Origin of the sequence: Fibrobacter sp. UWT3 (genome assembly GCF_900230125.1) — a bacterium.
Taxonomy (GTDB): domain Bacteria; phylum Fibrobacterota; class Fibrobacteria; order Fibrobacterales; family Fibrobacteraceae; genus Fibrobacter.
In genome coordinates this window covers 792363-804739 of sequence record NZ_OCSS01000002.1, presented here as the reverse complement: position 1 = coordinate 804739, position 12377 = coordinate 792363, and the positions used below count along the sequence as shown (strand labels likewise).

Annotated in this window: 10 protein-coding genes; 4 read left to right on the top strand and 6 right to left on the bottom strand. The window is 54.1% G+C overall.

Annotated elements, in window-relative coordinates; translation table 11 throughout:
- Nucleotides 1-4: 4 nt before the first annotated feature.
- Nucleotides 5-1516 carry a DNA recombination protein RmuC gene (gene rmuC, locus CRO08_RS11195; protein WP_097036258.1) on the bottom strand — a complete coding sequence of 504 codons (1512 nt, stop codon included), beginning with the start codon at nt 1514-1516 and terminating at the stop codon, nt 5-7.
- Nucleotides 1517-1951: 435 nt separating this feature from the next.
- On the opposite strand from rmuC, the gene CRO08_RS11185 reads away from it, so the two are divergent.
- The 3 genes from CRO08_RS11185 to CRO08_RS11175 all read left to right on the top strand — a co-directional run bounded on the left by CRO08_RS11185 (nt 1952) and on the right by CRO08_RS11175 (nt 4330).
- The gene (locus tag CRO08_RS11185; RefSeq protein WP_097036256.1) at nt 1952-2383 is read left to right on the top strand and encodes a Lar family restriction alleviation protein; all 432 of its coding nucleotides are present in this window, start codon (nt 1952-1954) and stop codon (nt 2381-2383) included.
- Nucleotides 2384-2812: 429 nt separating this feature from the next.
- Entirely contained in the window at nt 2813-3556 is a 744-nt protein-coding gene (locus CRO08_RS11180; protein WP_141398343.1) for a hypothetical protein, read from the top strand.
- A gap of 18 nt (nt 3557-3574) precedes the next feature.
- Nucleotides 3575-4330 carry a flavodoxin family protein gene (locus CRO08_RS11175; protein WP_097036254.1) on the top strand — a complete coding sequence of 252 codons (756 nt, stop codon included), beginning with the start codon at nt 3575-3577 and terminating at the stop codon, nt 4328-4330.
- Between the two features lie 523 nt (nt 4331-4853).
- On the opposite strand, the gene rpsI is transcribed toward CRO08_RS11175, so the two are convergent.
- The 4 genes from rpsI to sppA form a co-directional block, all read right to left on the bottom strand.
- Nucleotides 4854-5258 (bottom strand): 30S ribosomal protein S9, encoded by a 405-nt coding sequence (rpsI, locus tag CRO08_RS11170; protein ID WP_072807869.1) that lies wholly within the window; start codon nt 5256-5258, stop codon nt 4854-4856.
- Nucleotides 5259-5281: 23 nt separating this feature from the next.
- Nucleotides 5282-5710 (bottom strand): 50S ribosomal protein L13, encoded by a 429-nt coding sequence (rplM, locus tag CRO08_RS11165; RefSeq protein WP_072807868.1) that lies wholly within the window; start codon nt 5708-5710, stop codon nt 5282-5284.
- Between the two features lie 305 nt (nt 5711-6015).
- Nucleotides 6016-7083, bottom strand: a complete 1068-nt coding sequence (locus CRO08_RS11160) for a hemolysin family protein (RefSeq protein WP_097036253.1) — start codon at nt 7081-7083, stop codon at nt 6016-6018.
- Nucleotides 7080-9341, bottom strand: coding sequence for a signal peptide peptidase SppA (gene sppA / locus CRO08_RS11155; RefSeq protein WP_255252333.1), 2262 nt, complete (start codon nt 9339-9341; stop codon nt 7080-7082). Before sppA ends, CRO08_RS11160 begins: the two co-directional genes overlap by 4 nt.
- A 91-nt stretch (nt 9342-9432) precedes the next feature.
- On the opposite strand from sppA, the gene CRO08_RS11150 reads away from it, so the two are divergent.
- Nucleotides 9433-11538, top strand: coding sequence for a polysaccharide biosynthesis tyrosine autokinase (locus CRO08_RS11150; RefSeq protein ID WP_097036251.1), 2106 nt, complete (start codon nt 9433-9435; stop codon nt 11536-11538).
- Here CRO08_RS11150 and CRO08_RS16750 read toward each other — a convergent pair.
- Complete coding sequence (locus CRO08_RS16750; RefSeq protein ID WP_176495133.1) at nt 11535-12371, bottom strand: hypothetical protein; 837 nt, start codon at nt 12369-12371, stop codon at nt 11535-11537. The two genes, CRO08_RS11150 and CRO08_RS16750, sit on opposite strands and share 4 nt — an antisense overlap.
- Between the last annotated feature and the right edge of the window lie 6 nt (nt 12372-12377).

Below are 12377 nucleotides of genomic sequence, written 5' to 3'. Positions count from 1 at the left end.
AATTTCATTCCGCATCGTCCTGCATCTCGATGACCTCGATTTCGGTCGGGAGCGGATTGTTCTTGTCCTGCTTTGCGCCCAGGCTTTCCAGCTGGCGGCAGGTGGTAAGCACGCTCTGCCCCTTCTCGGCGAATTTCGACATTCCGTTCTGGTATGCCTTCTGGGCATTGTCCAGCGCCTTGCCCACATCGCCCATCTGCTTTACGAACATGCCCACGCGCTTGAGCATTTCGTTTGCAAGTTCAAAGACCTTCTGCTGGTTTTGCGCCTGCTGCACCTGGCGCCAAGTCATCTTGATAATGCGGAGGGCCGCATATAGGGTCTGCTCGTCGGCAATATACACGCCCTTTTCCATGGCTTCGCGCCAGAGCGAAGGCTTTTCGGCCAGCGCCCGCCAAAGCGCATCGGCGCGGGGCACGAACATAATCACAAAATCGATAGTTTCCCTGGGCGCCTTCACGTAATTTTCGTACTTCTTGCCGGATAGTTCCTTCACGTGCTGTTCCAGGCTCTGGATATGCTTTTTCAGCCAATCCTTGCGCACTTCAGGGTCTTCGGCACGGTTGTACTCAAAGAACGCGGCCATCGAGACCTTGGAATCAACAATCACGTCCTTTTTCGTATCCAGATGGACGATCACATCGGGGCGCATGCTGCGGCCGCTTTCTTCAGACACCAACAGATTGCCGTTCTGGTCGCGGAGCGGCGCCTGCGTTTCGAAATGGGTCCCTTCCTGGAGCCCTAACGAGGCCAGGAGTTCTTCCAAGACGCATTCGCCCCAGTCTCCCTGAATCTTGCTGTCGTGCTTGAAGGCGCGGATCAGGTCGTCGGCGGTCTGCTTGGTCTTGGCGTTCGAATCGATGGCCTGGCTCAGCGCATCCTTGAGCGAGGTATTCGTTTCCACCTGCTTGAGGGTGCTGTCCTTCATGGTCTGCTCCATCTTGGCGATGGTTTCCTTGAGCGGGTTCACCAATTGTTCCATCGTCGCATGGCCAGATTCCGCAATGTCCTTTTGCCGCTGCTTGAGCATTTCCTCGGTAGCGGATTTCGCCTCGGCCACAAGGCGCTTCGAGATATCGTCGAAGCGTTCCTTCTGTTCGTTGAAGGCATTCTGGTGAACGCGTTCCAATTCCTGCTTTTCGGTTTCAAGCCGCTTTTCGGCCGCCATTTTTTCGTCGGCAAGCCTCTTTTCGGCCCGCGACCGTTCTTCGGCGATTCTCTTTTCCGCCTCTTCTTTTTCGGCCGCAAGGCGCTTGGCGGAAGCGTCCTTTTCGTCGGCGATGCGCTTTTCTGCTTCGGCCTTTACCTCCGCGAGCTGATTTTCTGCGGTTTCGCGGGCGGCATGGAGCTTTTCCGTTTCCGCATTCAGCTGGCTCTGCAATACCGCCACTTGCGTTTCAAGTTCCGCACTGCTTTGCTTGCATTCCGCATCCCGCTGCGCGCCCTTGACACGCATTACGAGGATGCCGATTACGATTCCGAGGACCGCACTCAAAATCCCGACTGCTATTGTCATACCATTCTCCTTTTGCTAGTAAAATATTATCGCATCAAGATAGAATCTTGTAAAATCATATCTCAAACCAGGCCCCGTTGGGGACGTCCTTTTCCGAAGTTGAACATGCTACTGCCCTACAGTATTATTATCGCCCAAAGGGGAGGCAATGTAAAACGCCCTGGCAAAAAAACTGGCGCAAAAACTATTTGACATTGCTGCATTATGTAGCGATAATAGATAGGAGGTCCACACGAATGACATACCAGATAAAACTCGTCGATACGAACGGCAGGGCTTACGCGACGCAAGTAGGCCAAGCCGACACACGCAAGAGTCACAGCGACGAGGAAAAGGAGTTCGAAAGCAAGAAACTGGAAACTCTTCTGCAAGTACCCGAAACTGTACAATATCCCGATAGACTTCGTATTTTTCGGTGACTTCTTTGGTCCCGAGATGTGGTGGGAGAATCCATACCCCAGCCGCCCCCTAGGCGGGTTCGTCGCCGCATGGAAAACGGAAACCTGCCTGCTGACATGCCCGCATTGCCAGGGCAAGGCATTTCTCGTGCCGCGGCACCATCCCGAGCCCATCCTCTCATTCGGGAGCGATGATTCCACTCCCTATTATATATACTGCGAAAAATGCGGCGCAATTATCAATTGGTACGATTTCGATACCGAGATAAGCGAAAAACGCTCGAAGTTCGAGCGCATCATGAGCCAGTGGAACAAGCGGGCAGAACCTGCGGTACCTCCCCTGCAGTTCGAACACGCGGTACACTTGCTCACCCTGTACGAGGCTAGCGGGGAAGAATCCGATGAATTTGAGCACGCTGTTCACAAGACTCGCAAAAAGGCGCCAAACCCGGAAATGCCCGAGTATTGAGAGCGCCCTGAACGTGACGCTATTTGTCGCATAGGACTGCTATATTTATAATAGAACGAAACAGGAGGAACCCGATGAGCAATCTAGCGTCAGTAAACATATTTTTACAACCTCTTCGCAAGAAAATATGTTATATTACCGCTCACGTTATGAGTAGATTTTTTGATTTCTCTCGACCCCTCCCCTCAAAAAAAATTCCGGCAAACCTCAAATTGACAGATTCTGTCAATCGAAAATACTATATTTGTGGTATGCCGACCTCTAGCATCTCATCGAGCCTGCTTGCATAGCCCTCCGGGCTAACATCTTACATCACTTTTTGTTGTGAAGCCAACCCTTTGCTTTTAGTGAAGGGCAATGGCCGTCTCCACCCCCAACCCCTTTGCGGAACGCAAAGGGGGCGCCACGCCACCCTTAAAAGGAGTCGTTATGACAAACAAGACCCGCCCCGTGTTCCACGCCGAACGCGAAACCGAAGCCCTGATCACCATCGCCCAGGACTCGACCAAGCACGCAAACATCCGTCTCGGAGCAACAAGGATGCTCTGGGACATCTACGGGGACCACTTCCTCGGCCTCATGGCCGCAAAGTCCCGCGCACTGAACTCTGACTGGAGCCTCCAGGGGTTGAGCGACAAGGATCGCGGCACGCGCATCTCGGGGCAAGTGTTCACCGTGTTCTGGAATACGGTCCAGAAGTTCGACCTGGACATGGGCGTCAACTTCATGGCCCACCTTACCAACATGGGGAAGTTTGACCTCAAGACGGCAAAGCGCGACAACTCCAAGAACACCGAGCGCATGGTGTTCGTCGATTTCTCGTACGAAACGAGCTCCAACAAGAAGTCCAACGACCCGGAAAAGGACGAAGAGGGCATCATGTGCGCTATCATCAACGAGATTTCCTCGAAGAACACGTTCGAAAAGAGGGCATTCCACATCCTTGCCATCGAGGCGACCAAGAGGGCAATCAGCGGCAAGAAGCGCCTCCTCGAGTACCTTACTGTCGCATTCAAAGTCTGCCACGAATGCCCCAAAGGCTACACCGATGTCGAAGTCGCGGAACGCATGAAGATTACCAGGGCGCAGGTCGGCAACCTCCGCCGTCAAGTGCTCGAACTCCTCGAGAGCGCGGGCCTGGTTCCCAAGTACCGCAAGATTATCGCCGCGTAATTTTTTAAATTTGGGCGCATGGCAGAAAAGAAGAAGATTCTCGTGATGGTCGCAAGCCCGAAGAACGAACGCAGTGGGACGCTTATCCCCACGAAGGCGTTCGTGCAAGGACTCGAAGAGAACGGCGACTACGAAACCGAGTACCTCTTCATCGACCGCCTGAATATCAAGCCCTGCCGCGGGTGCCTCAGCTGCTGGGGCCGCCCCGACGGAAGCTGTTTCATCAAGGACGACGACATCCCGATGGTGCGCGAGAAGCTCATCAACTCCGATATCGTCATCTGGAGTTTCCCGCTATTCCTCTTCAGCATCCCGGGCCAGATGAAGGTCCTGATGGACCGCATCGTGGGCATGGTCCACCCCTACATGGGCCAGAAACTCAAGGATGGCGCGAACGCACTCAACTCGCACCTGCACGGGCTCCAGTTCCAGAAGGAAGGCCAGAAAATCATCCTGCTCTCAAGCTGCGCCTGGATGGATATCGACGTGGTGTACGAGCCCATCCGCAAGCAGTTCGACATCATCCTCGGGCACGAGGGATACACGCTCATCGCCTGCCCACAGATGCGCGCACTCGACCATCGCGGTGGCCCGCGCCGCCTCAACATGCTGCGCGAAAAGTACAGGAAGGGCGGCGAGGAACTCGCCAAGACGGGTTCGCTTTCTCAAGAAGCAATCGATTTAATGCAGAAGCCCATCTTCAGCGACGACGCTTACGTGACTCTCGTGACCGAGTTCGTCACGCACATGTTCGACCGGCCGGACAACTTCTAGCAATCTAGCAGACCAAACTGCCCTCACATCTCCATTTGGTCCGCTTTTTACGCACAAAGTAATCGTTTTTTCTCCCTTTTCCCAGAGCAAACGGTCAAAAAGAAACTCATTTAACGCAAATTTTGCGCAGAACAGTCCCAAAACACACCTTTGTTTACAGACAACCTAAATTTTAGCAGACCAAAACCTTAATTTTCACGCATTTAGTCTGCTTTTGGGGCAAAAAACGTCCTGCCGGAGTGCCGCGGCTTTTGAAAAACAGAAAACCCTTGGCGAGCGGCCTTGCAAAAAGAAAGGCCTCCGCAGCGCACCTGACAAATAGCAAAATGCCCCGCGGTTATGAGACTAGGGAGGGCACCCACCGGGCTAGCCCTCCCTAAGACCCTCCCGACACTCAATAACCCGCTTCGTCCAGACAGAGACCATCAGGTTTAGCGGGTTATTTTCGTGGGCACACCTGCGGTGTGCAAAAAAAGAAAAGCCCCGACGATGTCGGAGCTTTTCTTGTAAAGCGATTCGCAGATTAGCGCTTGCTGAACTGGAAGTGCTTACGGGCCTTCTTGCGGCCGAACTTCTTACGTTCAACGGCACGGGCGTCACGAGTCATGAGGCCTTCCTTCTTGAGTGCGGGCTTGACTTCGGCGTCGTTGGCCACGAGAGCGCGGGCAATGCCCAGGCGGACAGCACCCATCTGGCCAGCGATTCCACCGCCACGAGCGGTGACTTCGACGTCCCATTCTTCCGCGTTGCCGAGGATGGCGAACGGAAGGTTGGCGATCATGTTCTGCACTTCGGAATGGAAGTAATCCTTGAAATCACGACCATTGATAGTGCGCTTGCCGGTACCCGGCTTCAGGATCACAGCGGCGATGGCGTTCTTGCGGCGGCCCGTGCCACGGTAGATCTTCTTGTTCTTTGCGGTAGCGATAGAGGTATCCTCCGTTCTAAAGATTAGAAGTCAACGACTTCGGGGTTCTGCGCAGCGTGCGGATGTTCGGCGCCGGCATAGATTTTGAGTTTCTTAACCATCTTGTGGCCAAGAGCGCTGTGAGGGAGCATACCCCAGATAGCAGCGGTCAGCGGGGCGGTCGGGTCCTTCGCCATGAGGTCGGCAAAGTTGATCCAGCGTTCGCCGGCGATGTGACCGGTGTGACGGAAGTATTCCTTCTGCAGGTTCTTGTTACCGGTAACGGCAACCTTGGCGGCGTTGATGACAACGACGAAATCGCCAGTGTCGACGTTCGGGGAATAGATGGCCTTGTGCTTGCCCATGAGGAGACGAGCAACTTCGCTTGCAACGCGTCCCAGGGGTTTTTCCGCAGCGTCCACAAGCTTCCACTTGCGGGTGACGGACTTCGGGTTTACCGTAATGGTCTTCATGTAAATCCTCTAGTTAATGGAATTCCTGGGCAGGGGTGCCCCGGAAAAAGCGATACAAATATAGATGGTTTCGGCAAGGCCGACAAGGGTAAAAAATCATATTTTCAAGAAAAGTCCGAAAAATACAGGTTTTAGACTCTATCAATTGTATGAATTGATATAATTATGTAAATATTTTGGAAGAAATTTACCAATGGATACCCTTGCCTTGCCACGCAAGGCTGCGGTATGACATCTAGCAAATCCCTCGCCAATTCGTGACTCAGGACGACATTCGCGCAAGGTCGGGGATGACAGTCGGGGAATTATGCGCGGAGCTTGGAGGGGCGCTTCTTGCGGATGAACGCGAGGGCCTTGCTGCGGCGGCGGGCAGTTTCCTGCAGGTTCACGGACTCGTCGTACTCGTCCACAATCTCGCGCCCGAGAATTTCTTCCAGCACGTCCTCGAGGCTCACGATGCCCGCGATGGCACCGAACTCGTCCACCACGCCCACCATGTGCCCGCGCTGTTTCAAAAAACGGAGCAACAGCTTGTCGAGCATCACGCTGTCGGGTATCAGCTGGAGGGGGCGCATCATCTGCCGGAGCGTAACATCGCGCTCGCCTTCCGCAAGCCTGTTGTAGGCATCGCGCCTAAGCACAATCCCAATCCAGGCATCCTTGTTCTCGGCATACAGCGGGATGCGCGAGAAGGGCCAGTTCCCGAGTTCGTCGATGGTCTCGCCGATGGTCTTGTCGGCCGGGAGGCTGAACACCACCTGGCGGGGAGTCATCACCTTGCGTGCAGGCACCGACTTGAGCGCAAGAATGTTCTTGATGACGGAAGCCTGCTGGCGGTCGATAACTTCCTCGCGGAGGCCCAGACTCACGAGGCTGTTGATGTCCTCGATGCTCACGTCCTTCTTTTCTTCGTCCTCGTGCGTCCAGTGCTTGGTAAGCGTGAGGCACAGCCATATGAGCCCGGTCCAGCCGAGAATCTTGGTGATGTAGTAGAACGGCACCGACACGAGCGGGGCGAACGTCTTCGCCTGCTTTACGCCGAGCGTCTTGGGAGTGATTTCACCGAAGAGGAGAATGAGAATCGTGAGGACAATCGGGAGCGCCATCGCACCGGTAGAGGAGAGGCGCTTCACCGCGAGCGCCGTCGCAAGCGAAGCACCCACCGTGTTCGCGACAGTGTTCACGATAAGCACGGATGCAATGTAGCGATCGATATTTTCCTTAACGTGCGTGAGGTACTTGGCCGTAAACTTCTTGTTCTTCTGCAGGAACTCGACCGTCGCGGGCGGCACGCTATAGAAAGAAGCTTCCGTCACGGAACAGAACGCCGAGGCGGCAAGGCAACAGAGGACTGTAACGACAATGGCTATCATTCGGCACCTTCCCAGAGCAGCGGGTCGAGGGCCCAGAACTGCACGCGCTCGGCACCGAGCACAAAGTCGATAAGCGCACTTGCCGAGGGATCCCGAATGATGTTAGAGCCGCCGGTAAGAATCGGGACAAGTTCGATATCGTTGCCCTCGCCAATATTCGCACGCTTGCGGGCCTCCTTCAGGGCAGCATCCAGGCCGCCCAGGCCCTGCACCAGCCCGTACTTGTAGGCCTTCTCGCCAATAAACACGCGGCCGCCGCCATACGAGGAATCCACCTTCGCGCGGGCGATGCCTGTAGCACCCGAGACCACCTTCACAAAGCGTTCGTAGAACTCGTCCATGTATTGCTGGAGGGCCGCCTTCTCCGCGTCGGTCCACGGGCGCGTGAAGGTTTCCGCATCGGCATGCTCGTGCGTCTTTACCGTCTCCGCCTTCAGGCCCACCTTGCTCATGAGCCCCGAGGCATCTATCTTGCCGCCGTAAATGCCGATGCTCCCGACTATGGAATACGGCTCGGCGAAAATCGCGTCGGCGGCACAGGCAATGTAATACGCGCCCGAAGCCCCCATATCGCCAATGCTAGCAACCACGGGGATTCCACGCTTCTTGAGTTCCATGATGGCACCCCAAATCTTGTCCGACGCAATCGCGCTGCCACCCGGAGAGGAGATGCGTATCACGAGCGCCTCGGCACTGCCCGGCACGCGACGCAGAGCCTCGGCGACGCTCTGTTCCATACCCGCATCGATGGTACCGTCAATATTCAGGAGCGCAATGCGCGAACGCTGGCGCCATGTCTCGTCAAAAATCTTGCGCGAAGTCGGGTACCAGTCGCTGTAGCGCGCCTGCGGGGCGTCCACATCGAAGAACGACTTGAGCGCATAAGCCGGCACCTGGTCCAGGTACAAAAGCGTATCCACGAGCCCCGCCCGCACAGCCGCGGACGCAGAAACCACCGGGGTAGACGCCAGCGAATCGAGGGTGCGTTTGACCCCGAGGGACTGGCGCGTGTTCCGCACCGCAACCATAGAGGTGACGGACTGCCAGAGGTCGGTGTAGAGTTCCTTCCGGTTCTCGCGCGCCTCGGTAGACATCGAGTCTGCCACATAGGGTTCCACCGCCGACTTGTAGGCACCGTGCTTCAGGAATTCCACCTTCACGCCAATCTTGTCCAGCAGGCCCTTGTAAAAGAGGGAATTCCCGCCGAGCCCGCGCCAAGTCAGGTGAGCAGAAGGTTCCGCCACAACGCGGTCAACGGAAGCAGCCGCCAGAAGTACAGACAAACGAATATCATCCACGTAGGCGACCACCTTCGAGCCACGCGCCCGCAGGGCCATCACCATGCGGTTGATTTCACCCGAGACGCCAAGATTCCCGCGATAACCCGAAAAGTCGAGAATCACGAGGCCCGCAGACGGGTCGCGCATCAAGTGCTCGAACAGGTTGCGCACCTTCGAAAGCGCGATATCGCGTTCACCGATAAACGGCAGGCCCTCGCTCTTTTCCACCACGTCGGTATTGAGGGGAACGCGCACAATCTGCGCAAAGTGCGAAGCCTGCGGGTTACGCGACGAATGGTAGCCGATAGCGCCACCCTTCGGCAGGTAATCGTCGAACACCGTCAGGGCAAAGTCGTAGTTGCCACCAATGGACGTCGATACCGTGAGGCGCCATTCGTCGTCGCCGTAAAGGGGCATCTGGAAAGCAAAGCGGAACCCGTAGAGCCCAAGTTCCAGGAGGAGCCTGTGGTTCTCGAAATCCTCCCAGTCGTAGCTTACCGCAAGGTTGCGGCCAATGCGGAGGGTTGCACCGAAACTATGGATGCGGTCCTGCGACTCCGGCCCAAGGTAGAGCAGGTTCTCGCAGGTGTAGCCCAAAGAAAGCCAGTTGAAGGGGCGAACCAGAAAGCCCTGGTCCAGCGTCCATTCCGTACCCTCGAAATCCGCACTGCGGAGGGCCTGCACGCGCGTACCCCAGAAAAGCAGGCGGTCGAACATCGGGAACGAATACGTGGCACTCCAGCGGGCCTCATCGAAACCCTCGCCGTCGGTGCGGTAATCGAAACCGACGCCTAGCCTCTCCAGGTTCGCACCCGCACGCAAGGCGGACACGTTGTCATCGAACTGGTAGCCGAGCAGCACGCCCTTCGAATCGAACGCCGAAAGGGACGCCGGGTTGCCGAAAATCCCGTGGCCGCCATCCTGCGACACGAAGCCCGATTCGCCCGGAATGTAGGCGAAAGAGGCACAAACGGCCATAAACATTAATGCAAAAAACTTTCTCATTGCAAATATTTTAGCAATTTTTTCTAATTTATGTCAGAGTGTTTAGATTATTGAGGATTATCTAATGGCATCGTCTGCTAAAAAAGAAGAAACCGATCTTTTTGACCTTTTGAAGGACCTGGTCAAGAACTGGCACATCATGCTGCCATGTTTGATTCTTTCGGGATTTATTGGTATTATCCTTGCCATGTGGATTAGACCTATATATCAAGTTGACGCCCTGCTGCAAATTGAATCAAAAAGCAACAAAGGCATGACGGGAGCCATGATGGGTGGACTCGGAAGCCTTTTCGCAAGTTCTAGCCCCGCCGAAACAGAAATCGAGCTCATCAAAAGCAGACATATTATTGGTGATGCCGTAGACAAGATGCACCTGCAGTACATCGCCACCCCAACAAACAAATTAGACAGGCTCCTGCACAAAGAAGGGCGAATGGAGCTAAACCAACTGGAAATCCCTTGGGCACTTTTCCCAAGAGAAGAACGCAATAAGCCTTGGATTGCGGTCATCATGGACAGCCTCACCTTCAAGCTTTATGACCATAACAAGAAACTTATCGCAGACAACTGCCATGCCGGCATCACATACAAATTCCCTTATATGGGAGATTCCGTCACATTCAGCGTTCTTAAGATGAACGTGAAAAAAGGGCAAACATTCAATTTGACCAAAATAGACCGGCTAGACGCTATAAACGCGTTCCGCGACGTTTTTGACATCACCGAAAAAGGAAAAAAGACAGGTATTCTCGAATTCAGCTACCAGGACATCTATCCAGACCGTGCAACCGAAATTCTCAACGAAATTTCTACCGCTTATTTGCGTCAAAATGTAGAACGTAGCAACGAAGAAGCCCAAAAGACTCTCGAATTCCTAGAAAAGCAGCTTCCTGACGTCAAGATGCAAATGGATAGCGCCATGTTACGGTTCAACAACTACCGCAACCGCGTAGGTTCCGTAGACATCAACGCCGAAACAAGGCTTGTTCTTGAACGTAGGAATAAACTACAGCAGGATCTGCTGTCGCTGCAACAAAAGAAGCAAGATGCAATTCGTTTATTCCAGCCGGAACATCCCACCATCAAGACATACGAAGAACAGGAAGCCGCAATCAAGCGCGAATTAGCGCACAATACCAGCGAATCCAAGAGGCTCCCGGCTACACAGCAGGAAGTCTTAAAACTGAACAACGAAGTCGACCTGACCAAAATCATGTATACCACAATGTTGAATAACATTCAACAACTAAAACTAGTTTCTGCCGGCGAAGTCGGTACAGTCCGTATCATTGACTATGCAGAACAGGTCACTAGGCCCGCTAAGCCCAAAAAGAAAATCATCGTCTGCATTGCGCTAATTCTCGGATTACTGTTCGGATTCGCCCTCATAAGTCTCAAGAAGAAAATGAGTAGTGGCGTACGTGACGCAAACTTCATCGAAAAAGAAACTGGTTTCAGCGTCTTCGCCAAAATTCCCAAAGGCAATCCCAATGGGACCAAGGGTACAAGGCCCCTTGCCGTTGTTGAACCTGACGATGTCGCCGTAGAATCCCTTCGAGCCTTACGTAGTTCACTCGAATTCAGCATGGACGAAGGGTGCCGTCCCATCATTGGCGTAAGCGGGCTTATTCCCGGTGTAGGCAAGAGCTTCATCTCCGTCAACTTGGCAGCCTTGTTCGCCGGACTCGGCAAGAAGGTGCTCCTTATCGACGCCGACCTCCGCAAGGGCCGCCTGCACAAGGAATTCGGCATCAAGCGCGGCGACGGCCTCTCGCAACTGCTTATGCGCAACGCCGAATTGAAGGACGTCATTCACACTACCGAGGTGGAAAATCTTTTTGTCATGCCTTGCGGCAACGTTCCGAGCAATCCATCCGAACTACTCGGTTCCAAGCACTATGCCGAACTCATAAACGGCTTGGAAAAGGAATACGACCTGATTATAATCGACACGCCACCGATTATGCTTGTCACGGACGCAGCACTTGCATGCCGCATCGCTTCGCAGATTGTCATGGTCATCGAGTACAACAAGCACAGCATCGACGCCATCAAGGACGGCATGGCCCAGTTGCTCAAGGGCAACACTGATGCGCATGCAAGCATTGTCGTCAACAAGTACGAACACAGCCACTCCGATGGCTATGGCTACAAGTACGGGAAGTACTAGTTTCTCAATTTCAGTTTTACATAGAACCCAAGCGTGTGACCTGTTTCCATCCCGAACAGGTTACCGCGGTTCATTTCGTAAAAGAGCGTGAGCCCTAGAGAATTGCCCACAAGCGAAAAATAGCGAGCGGCATCAACGCGCATGCGGAATCCGCAGTAAAGGTCGTCCATCTTGCGGTACGGCTTGTCAAGATTGCCATTTTCGGATTCCTGGATTCGCCAACGATACAAAAAGACATAGTCAAATTTCCAGCCGGAACCAATCTCATGGTTCCACAGCAGTTCCCAGGACGCGCTCCCCTTCAGGCCAATTTCATCTCCCGGGAGGAACCCGCCCTTTTCAAGAAAGGTGAGATATTCCACCGCAGCGCCAAGCGTCATGTTCCGAGAAAATTCGTAGAGGCCAAAAGGCGATATTCCCAGCCGATGAAATCGGTTTACCCGGGAGCCATCGCGTGGAGGCAACCTCCAACTGACATCGACACCAGCAAACGGGAACGGCATCATTTTTGCCCCGAGGTAGGATTCATTCAGGCCATTCACCTGCAGGTCCATTGTCTCGTGAATCTGGTCGTGCAACATCGTATTCCACTCGTAACTCACTAGGCGATATGCGAAATCTCCATAAACGCTAAAGCACCTGCAGGGAGCATACTCCCCTGTCAGATTCAGGTCAACGCCATAAACATCGTCGCGCAGTTCCCCGAGCGCGCCAAGCAGGGCACTACTTTCGGGCGCACGTACCGGCAAAACCGTTTCGCGGGCAACTGCAGTAACCTGCAAAGACAGAACAAGAATGGAGCAAACAAGCCGTAGGTTCAATAGCAAACGCATCAAAGA